This is a genomic window from Geobacillus sp. FJAT-46040, from assembly GCF_002335725.1.
In the GTDB taxonomy this organism is placed as follows: Bacteria; Bacillota; Bacilli; order Bacillales; family Anoxybacillaceae; genus Geobacillus; species Geobacillus thermoleovorans.
Genome location: NZ_NISS01000001.1, coordinates 3,199,836 through 3,220,552, shown reverse-complemented (window position 1 = coordinate 3,220,552; position 20,717 = coordinate 3,199,836). Strand labels below are relative to the sequence as shown.

At 53.7% G+C, this 20,717-nt stretch carries 18 protein-coding genes; 3 read left to right on the top strand and 15 right to left on the bottom strand.

All coding sequences use genetic code 11. The features are described 5' to 3' along the window. The first annotated feature begins 3 nt into the window (after positions 1–3). Positions 4–1,338, top strand: a complete 1,335-nt coding sequence (locus CD000_RS17150; RefSeq protein WP_096226140.1) for a SpoIID/LytB domain-containing protein — start codon at positions 4–6, stop codon at positions 1,336–1,338. 144 nt (positions 1,339–1,482) lie between these two features. On the opposite strand, the gene CD000_RS17145 is transcribed toward CD000_RS17150, so the two are convergent. From CD000_RS17145 to CD000_RS17085, 13 genes are all read right to left on the bottom strand, one after another. Then, a complete protein-coding gene (locus CD000_RS17145; protein WP_011232627.1) occupies positions 1,483–2,739 on the bottom strand; it encodes a glycosyltransferase family 4 protein in 1,257 nt (418 codons plus the stop codon). Beyond that, entirely contained in the window at positions 2,736–3,002 is a 267-nt protein-coding gene (locus tag CD000_RS17140; RefSeq protein WP_020278882.1) for a hypothetical protein, read from the bottom strand. Before CD000_RS17140 ends, CD000_RS17145 begins: the two co-directional genes overlap by 4 nt. Next, a complete protein-coding gene (locus tag CD000_RS17135; protein WP_096226139.1) occupies positions 2,999–4,081 on the bottom strand; it encodes a glycosyltransferase in 1,083 nt (360 codons plus the stop codon). Before CD000_RS17135 ends, CD000_RS17140 begins: the two co-directional genes overlap by 4 nt. Then, the gene (locus CD000_RS17130; protein ID WP_014196796.1) at positions 4,078–5,193 is read right to left on the bottom strand and encodes a glycosyltransferase; all 1,116 of its coding nucleotides are present in this window, start codon (positions 5,191–5,193) and stop codon (positions 4,078–4,080) included. Before CD000_RS17130 ends, CD000_RS17135 begins: the two co-directional genes overlap by 4 nt. Continuing rightward, the gene (locus CD000_RS17125) at positions 5,194–6,582 is read right to left on the bottom strand and encodes an O-antigen polymerase (RefSeq protein WP_096226138.1); all 1,389 of its coding nucleotides are present in this window, start codon (positions 6,580–6,582) and stop codon (positions 5,194–5,196) included. Positions 6,583–6,594: 12 nt separating this feature from the next. After that, positions 6,595–7,653, bottom strand: coding sequence for a non-hydrolyzing UDP-N-acetylglucosamine 2-epimerase (gene wecB / locus CD000_RS17120; protein ID WP_011232632.1), 1,059 nt, complete (start codon positions 7,651–7,653; stop codon positions 6,595–6,597). A 32-nt stretch (positions 7,654–7,685) separates the two neighbouring features. Further along, entirely contained in the window at positions 7,686–9,134 is a 1,449-nt protein-coding gene (locus tag CD000_RS17115) for a lipopolysaccharide biosynthesis protein (RefSeq protein ID WP_096226137.1), read from the bottom strand. A 1-nt stretch (position 9,135) separates the two neighbouring features. After that, complete coding sequence (locus CD000_RS17110; protein WP_011232634.1) at positions 9,136–9,867, bottom strand: N-acetyltransferase; 732 nt, start codon at positions 9,865–9,867, stop codon at positions 9,136–9,138. Between the two features lie 17 nt (positions 9,868–9,884). After that, the gene (locus CD000_RS17105) at positions 9,885–11,198 is read right to left on the bottom strand and encodes a nucleotide sugar dehydrogenase (RefSeq protein WP_020278880.1); all 1,314 of its coding nucleotides are present in this window, start codon (positions 11,196–11,198) and stop codon (positions 9,885–9,887) included. Positions 11,199–11,213: 15 nt separating this feature from the next. After that, positions 11,214–12,227 carry a Gfo/Idh/MocA family protein gene (locus CD000_RS17100; protein ID WP_011232636.1) on the bottom strand — a complete coding sequence of 338 codons (1,014 nt, stop codon included), beginning with the start codon at positions 12,225–12,227 and terminating at the stop codon, positions 11,214–11,216. Then, positions 12,224–12,961, bottom strand: coding sequence for a GumC domain-containing protein (locus CD000_RS17095; RefSeq protein ID WP_031206184.1), 738 nt, complete (start codon positions 12,959–12,961; stop codon positions 12,224–12,226). Before CD000_RS17095 ends, CD000_RS17100 begins: the two co-directional genes overlap by 4 nt. 118 nt (positions 12,962–13,079) lie before the next feature. Continuing rightward, a complete protein-coding gene (locus tag CD000_RS17090; RefSeq protein WP_021321960.1) occupies positions 13,080–14,198 on the bottom strand; it encodes a DegT/DnrJ/EryC1/StrS family aminotransferase in 1,119 nt (372 codons plus the stop codon). A 236-nt stretch (positions 14,199–14,434) separates the two neighbouring features. After that, positions 14,435–15,517: a glycosyltransferase family 4 protein gene (locus CD000_RS17085; protein ID WP_096226136.1), complete on the bottom strand. Its 1,083-nt coding sequence runs from the start codon at positions 15,515–15,517 to the stop codon at positions 14,435–14,437. Between the two features lie 267 nt (positions 15,518–15,784). Between CD000_RS17085 and secA2 the strand changes: the two genes are divergently transcribed. Further along, on the top strand, positions 15,785–18,178 hold the full coding sequence (secA2, locus tag CD000_RS17080) for an accessory Sec system translocase SecA2 (protein ID WP_096226135.1): 2,394 nt from the start codon (positions 15,785–15,787) through the stop codon (positions 18,176–18,178). A 38-nt stretch (positions 18,179–18,216) separates the two neighbouring features. After that, positions 18,217–19,110, top strand: a complete 894-nt coding sequence (locus CD000_RS17075) for an accessory Sec system S-layer assembly protein (protein ID WP_096226134.1) — start codon at positions 18,217–18,219, stop codon at positions 19,108–19,110. A 173-nt stretch (positions 19,111–19,283) separates the two neighbouring features. Here the strand turns inward: CD000_RS17075 and CD000_RS19710 are convergent, their stop codons facing one another. Together CD000_RS19710 and CD000_RS19705 are read right to left on the bottom strand one after the other, a co-directional pair. Continuing rightward, complete coding sequence (locus CD000_RS19710; protein ID WP_233130523.1) at positions 19,284–20,150, bottom strand: S41 family peptidase; 867 nt, start codon at positions 20,148–20,150, stop codon at positions 19,284–19,286. Further along, a complete protein-coding gene (locus CD000_RS19705) occupies positions 20,051–20,695 on the bottom strand; it encodes a S41 family peptidase (protein ID WP_233130477.1) in 645 nt (214 codons plus the stop codon). The genes CD000_RS19710 and CD000_RS19705 overlap by 100 nt, the downstream gene beginning before the upstream one ends. Positions 20,696–20,717 lie beyond the last annotated feature (22 nt).

Below are 20,717 nucleotides of genomic sequence, written 5' to 3'. Positions count from 1 at the left end.
ACGGTGAAAAAATTGGCGTGGTTGGCCGTCGGCCTGTTTTTGCTCATCGTCTCTCCTTCCGCGTCGAACGCCGCTGGGGTGAAAACGTACAACAATCCCGTGCAAGTCCTTTTATATAAAGGGACATCGGTGACAGTCGCCGTCGAAGGAAACTATCAAATCGTCAATAAAGAGACGTTGACGATCACCCCGCTGCCAAGCAGGACAAATCTGACATTTCGGTCTTCCTCTTCGAAAGTGTTTGTCACGTACAATGGAAAGACGGATTTTTCAAGCACCGGATTTACCATTCAAGAAACGATCGGCGCTGCGCCGTTGTCGCTTGTGAAAGTGAATCAAACCCGTTATCGCGGCAGCGTCGACATTCGCCGGCAAAGCAACGGCTTGTATGCTGTCAATATTTTAGATATGGAAGATTATTTAAAAGGAGTCGTGCCGAGCGAGATGCCCGCCTCTTGGCCGCTCGAAGCGCTGAAGGCGCAAGCCATTGCGGCCCGAAACTATGCCTATAAACATAAAACAAGTTTGACGACCAATCCAAACACACAGACGTATAAAGGATATGATGGAGAATCTCCACGATCGAACGCGGCAGTGGATGCAACAAGAGGATTGTATCTGAAATATAATGGCAGTATCATTGAAACGTATTACCACTCGACAAGCGGCGGCAGAACCGCCAATGTAAGCGACGTCTGGAACTCGTCGCAAACCGCCTACCCATATTTGGCGAGCGTCGATGACCCGTATGAATCATCGCCGTACAGCCGATGGTCATTCACCTTCTCCCCAGCTGTGCTGCTGCGTTCGTTCGGGTTCACCGATCCATCGGTTGTTTTATACGACGTCTCGATCGCCAAAACCGGCGCGAACGGAGAAGTGGGTGCCGTCACGATTGAAACCTCGGCAGGCGAAAAAACGGTGAAAGGCAATGAGACGACCATCCGCAAACTGTTCCCGCTAGACGGCAATCAATTTTACGGCATCTTGCCGTCCAACTGGTTTGACATTCAAGTGCAAAAAAGCGGTCCATCCGTGTCGATTCAAACGGCCAGCGGCAACATCGCCGCCTCTTCCTTGTCATCTTACTCCGTCCAAACAGGGAGCGGAACCGTTTCGCTCGCCGGCGTCGAAGGAATCAAGGTACAAACAACGGATGGCATCGTGCCGCTTTCCGCCTCGCCGTCAGGGGTTAGCTCGATCACTGTCACGGGAAAAGGATGGGGGCACCGGATCGGCATGAGCCAATACGGAGCAAAAGCATTTGCCGAGCGTGGATGGACGGCGGAGCGAATTTTAGAGCATTACTTCCGCGGGGCGGAAGTCTCGTTCGAGTGAAAGCATGACGATTGTGAAGGAAAACATCACTCGCATTCCAACACTCCCGACGCGGTCGGAAAATATCTTTCCAAATGGAAACATAGCCGCTTTTCACATAAAGGAAAGGGCATCCTGCTTATGAGCGGGACACCCTTTTCTTTTTTATTGTTCCGTCGGCCAAACGGATTCGCGTTTTGTTTCATCGCCAAGGGCGTGAAGCAAATCGTCGACAATGCGAATCCATGAGTATTGCTCCACCGCCAACTTGCGCCCATTTTCCGCCATCTTTTCGTATTCCTCGCTCGGAAGGCAAAGCAACTCGAGAACCGCTGCAGCGATCTGTTCAGGATTTTCTGGAGGAGCGATTTTTCCGCAATGGTATGTTTCTAAAATCTCGGCGCTCTCCCCTTCGCCGCAATACAGCACCGGGGTTCCGGTGGCGATCGCCGGGAAAATTTTCGACGGCCTTGCCCCTTTAAACAAATCGATGTTGCGCAGCGAAACGATGCTGTAATCGGTGATGGAGAAAATCTCCGGCATCTTCTCAACCGGAACGGATCCGTAAAACGTCACATTGTCAAGGCCGAGCTCTTCTTTTAACGCCATCAGCTTTTCTCGCTCTTGGCCGTCGCCGACAAACAGGAAATGCGCCCGTTCATCTTTTGCTTTGACGATGGCCGCCGCCCGCAGCACCGAATCGAGCCCTTGGGCGTATCCCATCGTTCCGGCGTACGTAAACACCACTTTTCCTTCGAGCCCTAATTCCGCAAGCAGCTTCTTGTTTTTCGGCAGCGGGCGAAACACATCCGTGTTGACGCCGTTCGGCAATAAAAAGACATCCTCGGGCGCCTTCCCTTGCTCAATCATATAATCGCGAATGCCTTCCGTCGCGGCGGCGATTTTCCAAGCCTTCCGGTATAAAAACAGCTCGAGCCATCTCGCCATTCGGATGAACAGCCGATTTTTCAAAATGCCGAGCTCAACGGCCGATTCCGGCCAAATGTCGGCGACGTTGAAAACAAACTTCGCCCGTTTCAACTTCGCGCCCACGTACCCGGTGATCCCTAAAAACAACGGCGGGGAATTGCAAATGATCACATCCGTCGGCTTCGCTTTCACAAGCAGCGAATAAAACGAGCTGAACGTAAACGAAAAATACGAAGCGAGCCGTTTCCAAAAGCTCCCCTTTGGCGACGGATAAATCCATGTCCGATGAACGGGAATGCCGTCCCATTGTTCGAACAAATAAAACAGGCCGCGGTATGGCTTGGGGATGACGCCGTGCGGGTGATGCGGGAACGCCGTGAGCACTTCCACTTGATGCCCCCGTTTGATCAGCTCCTTGCTCACCTCATACACACGAATTTGCGGTGCACCTGTTTCCGGCGGGAAGTGTTGGCATAGGTAAATGATCCTCATGGCCCGCTCCACACCACTTTCCCAAAAAATCGCAAACGAACGTTCCATTTCGAGCGCCAAGAGGCGAGCGCAAACGAGGCGTGGAAAAGGGGAAACGCCCCCCTGGCATCGTCCCGCTGTCCTTGGATGTATAATCGTTGCCGCGAACCGACGGTCATCATGAGCTTGCCAACGGAAAGCCGCCGGCTTCGCGACTTAGCCTCCGCTTTCGGCAACAAACGAGCACCAACCGCAGCGGCTGATATGACGGCTTTGTTCCTCATCGACTCCCTCCACCGCCTTTCAACGTTTGCTCATACAATCGGATCATGCGCATCGCATTTTCCGTCCAATCGTAATGTTCATGGACATGGTTGACGCCGTTTTCCCCCATTCGTTGCCGCAGCCTCTCATCAAGCAGCAGCCGTTCGAACGCCTCCGCCAGCTTTTCCGGACTGTTTTTCGGCACGATCAACCCCGTTGTTCCCTCACGGACGACTTCCGGCAGCCCGCCGACGTTGGAGACGACAACGGGAACGCCGCACGCCATCGCCTCGACGGCGGCAACGCCAAAACTTTCGCTGTCTTCAGTCGAAGGCACGGCGAAAATATCCATTTGATTGATATACAGCGGCACTTGTTCGTTCGGAACTTTGCCGGCAAACGTCGTCACGGATTGGATGCCGAGGCGGGCGCACAGCTCCTCGTATTCACTCCGCTGCGGCCCGTCGCCGACGATCAACAGCTCCGTTCGCGGATGCCGCTCGTGCACAATGGCAAACGCCCGAATCAAATCGGCGATCCCGTACTTGTCGGAAAGAGCTTTCACCGTGCCGATCGTCACGGTCCGTTTCGGCTGTTTCGGCAACGGTTTGAAGCGGGCGACATCAACACCAAACGGCGTCACTTCGATCGGTTTGTCCGTATACTTTCCGGTTTCTTTCGCCATCACACGGCTTGTCGAACAAATGACATCCGCACGCTGGAATGTATATTCAAGCATCCGTCGGTTCCAACGATTGGCATTCGGAAACTGATACACGTCGCGCCCCCAGACGGAGACGTAAAACGGATGATACCCCGCAAGCGCCCCGATCAACCCATAGCTGGAGGCATAATGGGCGTGCAAAATATCTGGTCGAAACGAAGCGAGCAGCCGCTTTAATGAAAAGACAGTGGAAAAATACGACAACTTCCCCGGCAGCCATTTCGGCAGCACGACTGTCTCGACTTCTTTCGCTTGCTCCGGCCCGTAATGGTCTTTAAACGTCACGACTTTCACATCAATGCCTTGCGTTTGGTAAAAGCGGGCCCACTTATGCGTATGGATCGATTTGCTTGGAGCCAATAAGGCGACTTTCATCGGAGGCCCCCCACCAACGTTTCTTTCACCTTTTCCACTCTCGCTTCCCACGAATGTTTCGCCATAAACGTCTGCTCAATGCGCAAGCGGCACTCCTCGAGCATGTCCGCCATCTTGGCGATCGCTTCTGCCATCGACGACGGGTTGTCGTCGCAAATGACGCCGTACCCATCCGCTTCAATCAACCGCTTTTGCGCTGAGCAAGCGGTGGCGACAATCGGCAGGCCGCTCGACAGATAGTCAACCAGCTTGACGGGAACGGAAAAATCATTGTACTCGCTCCGCCGCCGCGGGATGAAGGCGAAATCCATCTCCGCATACAAACGGTCGAGCGCTTCGCCGCTGACGTGCTCGACGCGCACTTGCAAGGCGGCAAGCTCTTCTTTCACCGCAAGCGGCTGCCGCTCGTACTCGTCTTTTCGGCAGACGACGGTGAGCGAAACAAGCGGCTTGCGGCGGTTTGCCAAGCGAATCGCCTCGAGCAGGAGCAAAAGCCCATAGTCGGCATTGTTGATGCCGCCAACATAAATGGCATTCAGCGGCTGTTTCGCCGTCCCGAACCGCTGAAACGGCTTTTGCTTCCCACCCGGCGGCAAATCGACCATCGGGCGGCGGATCGCGACATATGTTCCCATTTCGAGGCTCGGCAAAAAGATGACATCGCAGTACCGCTCGTAAAACCGTTCTTCCCAACGGTACATCATTTGCATGGCTGCTTTTTTCCAACCACGGAGCGGATACAAATCAGGAAACTTCCAATAGACGTCGCGGTAAAAGACGCCGATCGGAACGTTGCGGGCTTTCAAGTAGCGGAGAACGTCCCGGTCGACGAACGGACGTTGCGGCCGGTGTCCTGGGTCAGTGAGCCAAAGCGGAATCGTCTGGTTTTCCATATAGCAAAACCAGACATCATCGAGCTTGCCTTGGCTGCGGAGCTCTTGAAATTGCTTCTCCCGCTCGGCTGACGTGCCGGCGATCAGAAGAACGTCCACTCCCTCTTTCGCTCCCCAACGCAAAAACGCCTGATGCATTTCATACGGCCGCAGCTTTGACCCGCTGTTTCGTTCCGCGGCGAGTGAAAACGGGTAATAAATCAATACGGTTTTCATCATTCATCCCTCATCAGTGATTCGCCTTTTCGTTGCAAACCATGCCCGTAAATCCCCCTGCACCCGCAGCCATAACGCCATTCCGCCAAACAACGCCACGATCAGCACCCAGGTCGGATTGAACAAAAAATCGGTGAACCCACCGACGAGCGTGCGGGGGATGTTAATGGAAAAATAAACGAACAAACTTAAAAACAAAGGATTTTTTGGCAGCCGTAGAAACCCAATGTACAACAGCTGCGTCACGACACCGACATACAGCGTGCCGATGACGATTCCAACGTAGCCAAAGTTCGCATACGCCTCAGCGACAAAGAGCGTATTGAGCACCCCTCCCGTTCCATCCTCGATCCGCTCCGGGAACACGTGCGCCATCACGAGGCGGGCGGAGCGGACGTTCTCGACGTCAAACAACCCTGTTAAAATCGAGGGCAAGCTTTTTCCATAAAGAAATGGCAGCGCTTCGCCGAACAAATTCAAATGAAGAAACGTCGGCGCGATTTGCGCCAAAATCATGCGGCCGATCGGGCCCTTGTTGTAAGACAAAAAGGTCGTGGCATCTTGCACCCCTTGAATGACGATGTACATGCCGACGAGCACCGCCGCCCCCACTCCCCCATACAGCGCCAGTTTCACCGCCGACAACCTTGTTTTTCCAATGTAAATGCGAATGAGGAAAAACATCATCACATAAAAGAAAATCGGCGATTTGGCCAAATCATACACATTGACGAACACCGCCCCGACAAACAGACAGATAAACAGCAGCTTCCACCGCCACTCGTGCGTCAGCTCGGCAAACAAATAAGCGATAAACGACAAAAGCGGCGTGAGCGTAATGGCAAAAATATTGCGAACGAGCACGTTTCCGGCAAAATGGCGCGACGCCTCAATGCGCAACGCAGCCAAGCTCTCATCCGTTCCTGTCAAGAGCGCAAACACCGGAATCGTCGGCGTTTTCCAAATCATATACGCAATGGCGGCAAAACTGAGCAGCGACAGCGCCAAAAACGCATAAAACACTTGGTCACCCGTCGCTCCAGCCAACGGAGAAAGCGGCTTTTGCAAATAGGCGCGAAACTCCTGCCTCGCTTCAAATCCGCACAGCCTTGAAACGACCACCATCGACAGCGGGAACACGATCATGACAAAGCACACGACGACAAATCCAATCCGCCGATATTCTTCGGGCCGAAACAACTTGCGAATCATGTAGTAATCGTCCATTCCCAATGCGATCAGCAGCGCGCCGATGAAGCTCGACAGAAGGAACGAGTAATAGTACACAATCGACACGAGATTCGGCGCCTTCCATGAAAGCGTCCCCGCTGCATAGCGAAACATCAAGGTGGAGGCGACAAGAACCATCAACCAGATCAACACGTCCAACATGCCGACGCACCCTTATCGCTGTCCGATCGCCGCCACGATTTTCTCCGCCGCATGCCCATCGCCAAAGACGTCCGCATAAACAGGGGCGACTTCCTTGTGGACCGCCGCGACGATCTTCTCGCGGTCCGTGCCGGTTAAGATGTTCGCCCCGCCTTTGAGCGTTTCCACCCATTCGGTTTGTTCGCGCACCGTCACGCAAGGCACGCGCAAGAAATACGCCTCCTTTTGCACGCCGCCTGAATCGGTGATGATTTTTTTCGCGCCGCTCTCTAGCCGAAGCATGTCCAAATAACCGACCGGATCGATCAGCCGAAGCCCTGGAATCGCCGAAGCGTCCAAGCCGTACTCTTCAAGCTTATGCCGCGTCCGCGGATGAATCGGCCACACTTTCGTCCCGTCGATGTCCGCAAAAGCAGCCAGAATGGCTTTCAATTTGTCAGGGTCATCGGTATTTTCCGCTCGGTGAATGGTAATCAAGTAGTAGGATTGTTCCGCCAGCGACAAATCAGCCAAAATCGTCGATTGGCGCTGTGCGAGCTCCTTGTTGTACAAAATGGCGTCATACATGACGTCGCCGACATTCCAGACGTTTCGCGTAATATTTTCTTTTCGTAAATTTTCCACGGCCGTCTCCGTTGGACAAAATAAGAGCTCGGAGACATGATCGGTCATGATGCGGTTGATTTCTTCCGGCATCTGCTTGTTGAAGCTGCGCAGCCCAGCTTCGACGTGGATGACCGGAATGTGCAACTTCGAAGCGACCAACGCGCCGGCGAGCGTCGAGTTCGTATCGCCATAGACGAGCACATAATCCGGTTTTTCTTGCATGACAATTTCTTCAATTTTCATCAGCATTTCGCCCGTTTGCTTTCCATGGCTGCCTGAACCCACCCCAAGATAGTAGTCAGGCGTCGGAATATTCAACTCCTCAAAAAAAATGGCCGACATATTCGGGTCATAGTGCTGCCCGGTATGGATCAGCACTTCGGTATATTGTTTTCGCAAGACGCGCGAGACGGGGGCAGCCTTGATAAACTGCGGTCTGGCGCCTAACACGGTGGCGATTTTCATCCGAAACACCTCCTAGATCAGATGAGCGGTTATCAAGTATTTTGCGCATTTTCATCCTCGATCGTGCGCACCGGACGGCGCAAATCACGATCAACCCGGCTGGCAAAGAGCGTGGCGGCAAACAAGCCCCAACCAGCGAGCACCCAGCCGTCAGCAAGCGGCGCCTGCTGAACGTAGACGATGACGATGAGGGCGAGCAATGTGCCGACCAAAACCAAAGCCATCTTTTTCCATGACACTGGCACAGGATACACTTGCTGGCTTTTGCGAAAAATGAAAGCCACAGCGACAATATACGTAATGAGGCTGGCCGCGACCGCCCCCCAGCTGAGCCAAAGCGGCACCAACACGGCGTTCAACGCAAGATGAAGAAGCGCCGCTAGCGTGAACACCCGCGAAATATAGCCGGTTTCCTTTGTCAAAAACAAGCCGGTGGAAACAATCAGATAATAAAAGTTCAAAAACGTGACGGCCGATAAAAACGGGATATAGGACGCTGCATCGCGATATTCCGGTTTGAAAAAGGTTTCCACAAGCCACGGGCTCGCCGTGGCGATCAAAAGCAGCCCAAACGCTCCAATGAGCAAAAGCGCCATATACACTTTCGCAAACAGCGCACGGCTTTCCGGCCGGTCTTTCATCGACATCGAATACGGACGCCACGCCATCTGCACGCCGCTCGTGATGAGCGTGATCACGGTCGCGAGACGCAAGGCAACCCCAAACACCCCGACTTCCTCCAACGATGCAAATCGTTGGATGAAAAACGTGCTGACGTTGGCGATCACCCAAAAGGCGAGCGAAGTCGGCACGAGCGGGGCGGCGTAGACAAGCAGCTCCTTTAACACGTCAAAGCGCACGCGCCACACCATATACTTGACGGTCAAATGCAGCATCAACAAAAACACGAGCGCGCTGCTCACGAGCCGGCCGATGAGCAGCCCTTCCGGCGTCGCCGCGAACCACCGGAGCGCCGCATACGACAGCACAGAGACAAGCAGCATTTTCACGAGCGTCCAAATCACGACTTTTTTCGTCTGAAATTCAAACCGCAGCACCGTCGTCGCCATGACGAAAATCGTATCGAGCAGCAACGTCGCGATACTGATGTACAGCAAATCGACATAGCGAGGTTCTTGAAACAGCGCGCCTGCGATCCACGGACCGGCCAAAACGACAGCCAAAAATAAGATGGCGACGACAAACAGCCGGAAGTACATGACGTTGCGCACATACAAAAGGCGCTTCTCTTTGTCGTCCGTGTCGTAATAGTAAAAAGAGAGCGCCGAATCTGTACCGAAAATGACGAGAAATGTCAGCATCGACGTCCATTGGTCGATCAAGTAGACCGCCCCGTACTGCGCCTTTGACAAATAGCTTGTATAAATCGGCAGCATCAAAAAGGCAATCAGCTTCGTGCCGACGTTCATAAACGCGTAAAGGAGCGAATCCGCTCCTAAACGCTTGAATGCCGAGAACAATTTATAACAACTCCCGCTCGTCGACCATTTTGCTGAAGCGCGCCGGGAATCCTTTCACGACCGTCCTCGGTTCCGTATCTTTTGTGACGAGCGCCCCAGCGGCGACAAACGTCTCTTCCGCCACCGTCACGCCCGGCAGCAAAATCGCTCCGCCTCCGACGCGCGCCCCGCGCTTGACGGTCGCCCCTTTGATTTTGGCGAACCGTTCTTCCGTCCGCCCCATGTAGTTGTCATTGGTCGTCGTGACGCACGGGGCGATGAACACATGGTCTTCGAGCGTCGTGTAGGCCGTGATGTAGGAGTTCGACTGGATTTTCGTCCGATCGCCGATTTGGACGTGGTTTTCGACGCACACCCCGCGCCCGACGATCACATATTGGCCGATGTGCACGTTTTCGCGCACGCTCGCCAAATCAGCGATCAATGTGTAGGCGCCGATCGTCGCGCCTCGATAGATGACGGCGTTGGCGCCGATCGTGCAATGGTCGCCGATGACAAGCGGCGGCAGCTCGCCCGACAGCTTGACGGTGCTCGTTTTCGCCGGCTTCGGCGGTTTGCCGAGCACCGCTCCGTCGGCGATCGTCACGCCGTCGCCGATGACGGTTCCTTCGTGAATCGTGACGCGATGTCCGATTTTAACGTCGTTTCCGATTTTTACATTCGCCTCGATGACAGTGAAATGGCCCATTTCGACACGTTCACCGCAAACAACAGAGGGATCGACAACGTTCATGGTTTCGTCTCCTTCGCTTACAATTTGACGTATTTTGCCGGTTTCGACACATCTTTCATAGCATTGCGTGTGTCAAACACGACCCGGCTGTGACGAGCGACCATTTCATAGTCGATGTTGGAATGATCCGTCGTAATCAAGACAAGATCTGACTGTGCAAGCAGTTCCGGCGTCAGCTCGACCGTCTCAATCACCCGGTTGCACGCCCGGAACGACGGAACATACGGGTCGACGACCGCAAATTCCGCTCCGTATTGCTCGAGCAGCTCGACGATTTTCAACACTGGCGATTCGCGCACATCATCAATGTCTTTTTTGTAGGCGACGCCGAGCACCGTCACTTTCGAACCGCGCAGCGCCTTCCCTTCTTCGTTCAAAATGAGCATCGCGCGGTTGACGACATATTCCGGCATTGCGTTGTTGATTTCTCCGGCCAGCTCGATCAAGCGCGTATGGTAGTTGTATTCGCGCGCCTTCCATGTCAAATAAAACGGGTCGATTGGAATGCAATGGCCGCCAAGCCCCGGCCCCGGATAAAACGCCATAAATCCGTACGGCTTCGTTTTCGCTGCATCGATGACTTCCCAGACATCAATGCCCATCCGTTCGCACAAAATGGCCATTTCGTTCGCTAACGCAATGTTGATATGGCGAAACGTGTTTTCAAAAATTTTCTCCATTTCCGCCACCGCCGGGCTCGACACTTCGTGCACATCGCCTTCAAGCACGGCTCGATACATGGCCGCTGCCACTTTCGTGCACGTCTTTGTCACGCCGCCGACGACTTTCGGCGTATTTTTCGTCTTAAACTGCTTGTTGCCCGGGTCAACCCGCTCCGGCGAATAGGCAACGAACACCGTTTCCCCGACGACGAGCCCCTTTTTCTCCAGCGCCGGTTTCACGATTTCTTCCGTCGTGCCTGGATAGGTGGTCGATTCCAAAACGACAAGCATCCCTTCATGGGCGTATTTGGCGACTTCGTTTGCCGAGTTTTCAACGTAGGACGTATCCGGCTGGTGATGCGCATCGAGCGGGGTCGGCACCGCGATCGCCACGGCATCGACTTCCGCGATCCGGGCGTAATCGGTCGTCGCCACAAGCCGCCCTTGTTTGACCATCTCATGCAAATCTTCATCGACGACATCGCCGATGTAGTTGATCCCATTGTTCACTTGATCGACGCGGCTTTGTTGGATGTCAAAGCCAATGACATGAAACCCTGCTTTTGCTTTTTCGACTGCCAGCGGCAGCCCGACGTAGCCAAGCCCAACCACGCCGATGACCGCGTCGCGTTTCTCAAACTTTTGCAACAGCCGTTCCGCGTAGTTCATTCCTCTCATTCCTTTCTACTCAGATAGTTGCACTCTTGTCCCCGTTTCCGCCGAACGCAAAATCGCTTCGATCAGCCGAACAGGAGCCAATCCGTCCCAACCAGTGACGATCGGCTCGCGGTTTTCGCGAATCGCTTGCACCATATCTTCAATGATCCATTGGTGCCCCGGCTTGCCAAACGGGTCGGCGTTGATCTCATCGATGAGCTTTGCCCGTTCTTCCTCGCTGACGCCTTCCGCTTCCCACGTTTCGATAAAGTTGGCCGTCCGGCCGCCGATTTTCACTGATGCCGTTTCGCCGAAAATGGCGATCGATTCCTCCAAGTTTTGCGGATAAATCGTCGTCGCTGCCTCAATGACGCCAAGCGCCCCGCTTTCAAACTCGACGACCGCCGCCGCGACGTCTTCCGTCTCAATCTTGCGCAGACGGGTCGCCGCCATCGCTTGCACCGCCTTGACCGGCCCCATCAGCCAAAGCAGCAAATCCAAATTGTGAATGGCTTGATTCATCAGGACGCCGCCGTCAAACTCTTTCGTCCCCCGCCACGCCGCCTGGTCATAATAGGCTTGATTTCGATTCCAGCGCACCGTGGCGTTCGCATGGCTCAGTTTTCCGAACATCCCGCGCTCCATCGCCTCTTTCAGCTTCCGAATAGCCGGACGAAAGCGGTTCGGATGAACGACCGCGAGCTTCACGTCGTATTCTTTCGCCGCGCGGATCATCTCTTCGGCGTCGCTCACACGGAGCGCCATCGGCTTTTCCACAATGATATGACGGCGATAGCGGGCCGCCAGCTTGGCCAGCCGCGCGTGCAATCCAGACGGAACACAAATGTTGACGACATCGATCTGTTCGTTCTCCTTCAACATCGTCTCCATATCAGTGTAAACAGGAACGTCCGACACGTCGCGCAAACGTTCCGGATTCGTGTCGCACACTGCCGCCAGCTCGGCGCCGTCCGCCTTTTCAATGGCATCGATATGTTTTTTGGCGATATGCCCCATGCCGACAATGGCAAAACGGATCATGAAGAATAGTACCTCCTCGCGTCCAATATATACTTCCAAAGCACGAGCCAAACGACCGTCAAAAACAGGCCGAGGACAAGGCCGACGGCCATCAGCTGCCCCGTATACGTTTTCGATTTCGCCACCGTTTCCGACAACACGGCCGGTTTTTCGTAAAAGACAAGATTGCCGCGGATGCGATTGACGCGCTCCATCACTTCGGTCAAGTTGTTTTCCGACTCGACCAACAAGTCGCTGATGTCATTGAGCTGTTCTGGATTCAAGCGGCCCGACTGTATTTGTTCGCTATAATAATCGACTTTTTGTTGCAAGGCGCGTTCCCGTTCTTCCAGCGCATGCAAGTATTTCGTGGTGACATCAATCCGCTCTTGCGAATGGCGCTTGAGCTCCTGACTGTATTCCGACACAACAAGCTTCAATTCTCGACTCACGTCTTGTTCATCGTCGCCTTTGACAGTGATTTGCACGTACTGTTCCTCAGGAACGACGACATCCAAGTTTTTCACCTCAGGAAACTTCGCTTCTATATTTTTCGGATCCGTCAACTCTTTTACGTCAATCGATCCGGTAAACACGACAGCTTTCCCCGTATACTTCTCCCCCTGCAGCAAAAACCGCCCTGCGATGACGGTCAAAACGATCGTTGCAAGCGGAACGAGAAGAAACCACCATTTTCGCTGCCAAAAAAAGCGCAAATATTCGTATAGCACAAACGGTCGTTTTTCCGCCGTCAATCCGGCCACCATCCCTTATCATAAAATAACAAAGTGTTGTGAACAAAACAAATGATCCAACGCCAAAGAAAACGCCATTGCTGTGCGCAAGTGACGTCTCCTTTGGCCGGTTGGACGATCAAGCGGAATGACGGTAAAATTCCGCAATTTTCTCCACGACGTACTGTTGCTGCTCCTCTTTCAGCTCTGGGAACATCGGCAGCGACAGCGCTTCTTTCGCCGCTTTTTCCGCCTCCGGCAACTGCCCTTCCTTATACCCGAGCGAAGCAAACACCGGTTGCAAATGCAGCGGCAACGGATAGTACACCATCGTCGCGATCCCTTGTTCTTTCAAAAACGCTTGCAGCTCGTCTCGCTTCGGCGCTCGAATCGTGTATTGATGGAACACATGATAGCGCCCATCGACTTCTTTCGGCGTCACAACAAGGTCGCCGACCGCCTCCTCGAGCAGGCGCGTATACGTCGCCGCATGCTTGCGCCGCTGTTCCGTCCACCGATCCAGATGCGGGAATTTGACGCTTAAAATCGCCGCTTGCATCTCATCGAGGCGGCTGTTGTAGCCAAGTACATGATGGTAATATTTCGGCTTGCTGCCATGAACGCGGATGACCCGGCATTTTTCCGCCAGTTCGTCATCGTTCGTAATGATCATGCCGCCATCCCCGTAGGCGCCCAAGTTTTTCGTCGGGAAGAAACTGTACGTCGCCGCCGTCCCAAGCTCGCCGACGCATTTCCCGTTGTATTTCGCGCCGATCGCCTGGGCGGCGTCCTCGATGACAACCAATCCATGCCGCTTGGCAATCGCGGCGATCGCCTCCATATCCGCCATTTGCCCGTACAAATGCACCGGGATGATGGCTTTCGTTTTCTCCGTCACCGCCGCTTCAATTTGCGCCGGATCGATGTTGAACGTCACCGGATCGATATCGACAAACACCGGTTTGGCGCCGGCCCGCGCAATCGATCCTGCCGTCGCGAAAAAGGTGAACGCCGTTGTGATGACTTCATCGCCCGGCCCGACGCCGGCCGCTTGCAAAGCAATATGTATCGCATCGCTTCCGTTGCCGCAGCCAATTCCGTGTTTCGCCCGGCTGTAGGCAGCAATATCTGCTTCTAGCTTTTTGACATAATCTCCTAAAATAAAGCGAGAGGAGCGCATCACTTCATCCAATACGCGCATGATCTCCGGCTTCAATTGTTCATACTGTTCGCTTAAATCCAACATTGGCACGTTCATCGCAAGTTCCTCCAAATCCAAAAAATATATAGAATAAACATGTTTAGTTTATCACATTTGCGTCAATATATAATGACAGTTTTGTGGCAATCTTGGCCTTGCCGCAAAAAAAATCAGCGAAGGAACGACAGAAGCTGCATAAACAACGAAAAAGAAGGGTATAACTTTCCAAAGAAGGGCAATTCCTGAAAAAAAGCCGTTTGTCCCTTTCATGACACAAACGGCCCATTTGCTATTTATCGGTCATTTCCGTATACTTTTCGGCTTCCCCGAAGCAGCTTGCGAATAAAGGTCATAAACGGCTTGTACTGATCATTGACCAAGCCGATCAGTTCAGCAAGCAGTTCCCCGAAGACGATCAAGACAAAGACGATGAGAATGGACTGCCATAACGTCGAGGCGGAGAACAAAATCGCGCTGATGGCAAACATCAAGCCAAACGCATAAATGAGCAAGACCGTGTTGCGATGCGAAAAGCCGAGAGCCAGCAGTCGATGATGAAGATGCGACTTATCCGGCGCCGAGATCGGCCTTTTATTCACAATGCGGCGAATAATGGCAAATGTCGTATCGAAAATCGGCACGCCCAAAATGATCACCGGAACGACGAAGCTGAAGAGCGTCACGCTTTTGTAAAGCCCTAGCACCGACAGGACGGAAATGGCATAACCTAAAAACAACGCGCCGGTATCCCCCATGAAAATTTTCGCCGGGTGGAAGTTGTAAAACAAGAAAGCGATGACGCTGCCCAAGATGATCAAGCAGAGCGTGAAAATGAGCATTTTGCCCGCCATGCCCGCCATGACGGCAATGGTCGCAATTCCAATGGCGGAAATGCCTGCGGACAATCCGTCCAACCCGTCGATCAAGTTGATGGCGTTCGTAATCGCGATAATCCAAAATATGGTGATCGGGTAGCTCCACAGCCCCAACTCAAACGTGCCGACAAACGGGACAGTCAAAAGATCGACCTTCAGCCCGGAAGCGACAACGACGAACGCCGCCAGCAGCTGGCCGGCCAGCTTCACTTTTGGCGACAGCTCGTACAAATCGTCGAGCATCCCGACGAGCACGATGATGATGGCGCCGACCGTCATCCCCGTCACTTGCTCTTTATACACCCCGCCGACAAAATAGCCGACGGCGACACCGATAAAAATGGCCAATCCGCCAAGCCTTGGCATGACTTTTGTATGCACTTTTCTTCCGTTCGGCCGATCGACCGCCCCAATTTTGATGGCGAGCTTGATCACCAACGGGGTGATGACCAATACTGTAATAAACGAAGCCAAAAATGCGGCAAATGCTTCCATATTCATGTGCAATCACCTTGGCCTTATAAAATCGCGGAAACACACATCATCTTTATGTTACCATATACGATGAGTAAATCAATCTTTTTTTACACCCCTTTTTTGTCCCCAAGGATGGAAAATTTCTTTTTCCCTTGCCGCGAGAAGCTCGAGCGCCAATCCGGCGAACGATTCCACATTTTACATCCTCCCTCCACAGGAAACATCTTGTGCTATAATTAGGTTTTAGAGCACTTGGTGTAAATCATGCCTGTCTAGGAGAGGAATGGACATATGTTTGCAAAAGTAAAGCAACTATTTGACGAAAGCGCGCGAGAAGTGCAGCGTCTTGCCAAGCTGGCGGCGCAAATCAATGAATGGGAACCAACCATTTCTTCGCTGAGCGATGAACAACTGCGCCAAAAAACGGTTGTCTTCAAAGAACGGCTCGAACGCGGCGAGACACTCGATGACATAAAAACCGAGGCGTTTGCCGTCGTCCGGGAGGCGGCGCGGCGCGTGCTCGGTCTGCGCCATTACGACGTGCAACTGATGGGCGGATTGGCGATGCATGAAGGAAACATCGCCGAAATGCAGACCGGGGAAGGAAAGACGTTGGCGGCCACTTTGCCAAGCTACTTGCACGCCCTCCTTGGAAAAGGCGTCCACATTATTACGGCCAACGAATATTTGGCGCGCCGGGACTGCGAACAAATGGGCCGTGTGTTCCGCTTTCTCGGCTTAACCGTCGGCCTGAATGTGTCGCAAATGACGGCCAGCGAGAAAAAAGAAGCGTACGCGGCCGACATCACGTACGGCACCGGCACCGAGTTCGGCTTTGATTATTTGCGCGACAACATGGTGTACCGCCTCGAAGATAAAGTGCAGCGCCCGCTGTATTACGCCATCATCGATGAAATCGACAGCATTTTAATCGACGAAGCGCGCACCCCGCTCATCATCGCCAATAAATCGGGAATCGGAGCCGAATTGTTCCCGATTATGGCACGCATCGTCCGCACCTTCGAAGAAGGAAAAGAGTATGAACGGTCTTTGGAGACGAAACAAATTTTCCTCACCGAAGAAGGGGCGCAAAAAATCGAGCGGGCGTTTGGCATCGATAACCTATACGACTGGGAGCATCACGTGCTGCTCCATCATGCGATGCAGTCGCTGCGCGCTTGGTTTATCATGCGGCGGGATGTCGATTACATCGTCAAAAACGGCAAAGTGATGATCGTTGACCCGTTCACCGGCCGGGTGATGGAAGGACGCTCGTTCAGCGACGGCCTGCATCAAGCGATTGAAGCGAAAGAAGGTGTGGAAATCACCGAAGAAAACGACATCCAAGCAACGATTACGATCCAAAACTATTTTCGCATGTATGAGAAGCTGGCCGGGATGACCGGCAGCGCTACGCCGTCGAAAGAAGAATTTTGGCAAACGTACCGGCTGCGCGTTATTACGATTCCGACAAACCGGCCATCCCGACGCACCGACTGGGACGACCTCGTCTACCAGACGTACGAGGCGAAAGTACGGAAAATTATTGACGAAGTGAAAAAAATGAATGCCATCGGCCGCCCTGTTCTCATCGGCACGACATCGGTCGCTCAGTCGGAACGGTTGTCAGCAGCGTTTTCGAAAGCAGGCATCCCTCACCACCTGCTCAATGCCAAAACGGAGGAAGAAGAGGCGCGCATCATCGCGACCGCCGGGCAAAAAGGGCAAGTGATGATCGCCACCAATATGGCCGGGCGCGGGACCGATATTTTGCTTGGGGAAGGCGTCAAGGAACTTGGCGGGCTGCACATCATTGGCACAGAGCGCCATGAAAGCCATCGCATTGATATGCAGCTGCGCGGCCGGGCAGGACGCCAAGGGGATCCGGGGTCTTCCCAGTTTATCATTTCGCTCGACGACGATTTATTCCGCTTGTATGATCAAGATGAATTGAAAAAATGGAAAAGCAAAGTCGAGACGGATGAAACCGGGCGCATCGTGTCGCCCGACCCGATCAAGTTCGTCCAAAAAGTGCAAACAACGATCGAAAACGCCCATTATTCGGCGCGATTGCATTTATTGAAATTGGACACCGTGATCGACCAACAAAGCAAAGTCATCTACCATATGCGCGATCGCGTCTTGGCGCTGAAGCAAGCAGAGGTGCTGTCCGAGCTCCTTCGGCACATCCATCGCCATATCACGCAAACGATCGACCGTTATTGTCCGGAAAACGTCTTTTTTGAAGAGTGGAACATCGAAGGACTGCACAACGAGCTGCGCCGTGCCTTTTTCCGGTTTGCCTATCCGATTGATGAGCTTCGCCATAAGCAAAAAGAAGAAATCGCCCAACTTGTTTGGGACGAATACCAATCGCTTGAAGCGGCGCTCGCCGATCTTCCGTGCGACGAAGAACAAACGATGCGGCTTAAGCATTTGATGGTTGAAACCATCGACGCCCACTGGATTCGCCACTTAAATCAACTGAATGTATTAAAAGAGGGGATTCATTTGCGCAGCTACGGCCAAGAGGATCCGTACCGCGCCTTTGAAATGGACGCCTACCGCGAATTCGTCGCGCTGCAGCAAGCGATCGACGCCGGCATTTGCACCACAGCCATGAACTATTTGAAAAGCCAGTTTGTCATCGATGACGAAGCGGCCGTCGCCGCGAACGAACCATAACCGCGGCGCAGCACGCCGCCTCGTAAAGGAGGTTCCCTATGATTTTCCGACGAAAACAACGCACGCAACCGGAAGCCGAGCTGCCGGCGCAACATGTCAAACAGCCGGAGGTCGGAACGAAAACGACGCTGTCGTTTCATCAGGACTGGCAGCTGTCTCCGGAAGAAACGTACGTCTATCGCTTTTACCACGAACAGCTGCCGCCGCTTCAGCCAAACCAAATTTCCATTTCCGGCGTCAAGCTGGTCGAATACAACGATGGGTTTGTCGCTGTCGCCATTTTGCGCAACACGCTGCCGAAGCCGGTTCGCTTTGAACGAATCCGCCTGTTGCTGCTTGACGAGGATGGCACGGCGATCGCCCGCAAAGAGTTTGATATGAGCCCTTTCGGCGAACTGCCGCCGATGACGGCCCGCCCGTGGCGGTTTTTGTTCGCCGCCGAGGACAAGCTCGTCGATCAGTTGCCCGCAGATGGATGGAAGATCGCCTTTGAACTGACACCGCGGCATCGGCTCGACCTAGAGGAAAGCTGGGAGCAGACGCTGTCGGCCAAGCAGCGCCAACATCTGCAAGCCCTCGTTGACTCGGTTCCGCCTCCCGCTCCCGGAGAGGTGAACTTCATGGGCATTGAAGCGAAACAGCTGCCTTCCGGTGAACTAGGCGTCACGTTGCTCATTCGCAACGGCAGCGACAAACATATCCATTTTGAACAAATCCCGCTTGAAGTGCGGGATTATGCTGGCGATATCGTCGCCCGCGGATTATTTCCCTGCCATCTGGAAGTGAAAGCTCACACCAGCAAACCATGGACGTTCCTCTTCCCACCGGAATTGCTGCACAAAGCAGAACCGGATTGGACGTCCTGGAAGGTGACAATCCCATCCTCCCCGGCACAGAGCGAAAAGCAAGAAACGCCGTCAAGCGACGAGTAACCTGCAAAAAGCTGGCCCCCATGGTCGCCAAACGACCGATGGAGGCCAGCTTTCTTTGCATCGTTCCGTTCAAAACGACCGCGCTCCCGCTGTCGGCCGCGCCTTAGTCGAAGCAGCCGAACTTTGCACCATCAAGAGCAGACGGCTATCCAACGCATCTCGATGGGAGAGCCTTATTTCGTAGAAGCAGCGGTTTGAATCTCCATGTAAGCGCCTTTTTTCATCGCCACACCGTCTTTGCTTTTTAACACCGGCGGAATGACCAACAAATAGCTCTGCCCTTTGGCCAGCTTCGCTGCCGGTTTGATCAAAAGCTCCGTCCCCCGGCGGATTTGCGCCGTCACCGCTACTTCCTGTCCACCTAATTGATACAATTTTACTCCGCTTACCGCGGTATTGGCGAGCGGACGAGAGAAACGGACGACAAACGTCTTATCGACCGGCGCATTGCGCAGCTTGCCGAGCGACTGATACCCTTTCAGCTGCCCAATCAGCAAATCGCGGTGAGCGGCATACAGCTCTTTTCCAACGACCGTCGGCACATCCGGCTTCACCCCAACGTTATGAATCGGCGTCCCTTTTGGCGAGAAAAAGTGGGCGACGGTCAACTTCAACATGCTGCCGTCCGACAGCTCAAACATTTCCTGCATCGATCCTTTGCCAAACGTCCGTTGCCCATACAAAACGGCCGCCTTTTGCTCCTTCACCGCCGCCGCCAACATTTCCGACGCACTCGCGCTCGACGCGTTGACAAGCAGCCGGATCGGTCCCGTCATTTGCACCGGCTGTTTGACAGCGGCATACACTTCTGGGTGATTCGAACGGTCGCGCAACTGAAACGCCTGTTTCACATTCGGGAAAAAGCCGGCGATTTGCTGCGCCGTTTCCACATATCCCCCCGGATTGTCGCGGAGGTCAAAAATCCACCCTTTCACCCCGCTTAACGAGCGAATGGCGCGTTCGATCTCGCCAGGCGCTGTCTCATCAAAACTATATAGCTGAATATAGCCGATATTCCCTGCCAGCCGTTTGAACTCCACGTTCGGCCAGTCGATTTTTCCCGCTTGATGGTGACGCTGACGGTTTCCTCGGTCGACGGCCGCCAAACGGTTACGGCCACCGTCGTTCCTTCTTCCCCTGCGATCAAGCTCAATACTTTTTCCATTGTCTCATTCGTTACCGGCTGCCCGTCAACAGCCTGAATCACATCGCCCGGCTGCAGTCCGGCGCGGGCGGCTGGCCCATTGTCCAAGACAGACATGATGTGGACGCCGTTCTCATCTTCCTCAATCATCACGCCGATGCCGACAGACTCCATATCAATCCACTTCAAAAATTCCTCGTATTCTTCCTTTGTCATATAGGCAGAATACGGGTCAAGCTGTTTGACAATATCTTGCGGGGTGCTCGCCTTCAGCACTTGATCGCTCACTGGTTCCACATAATACTGGCGGACAATTTCCCGCACTTCTTCGAGCACCTTCGTTGACGCCGGAGCCGTCGCCGCCTCCGCCGGCGGACTCCAAACCGAAAATGAGGCCGCAAGCAATAGAAGAGCCGCCGCCCATCGCTGAATCACCTTCATATCCGTCTCTCCTCTCCCGACA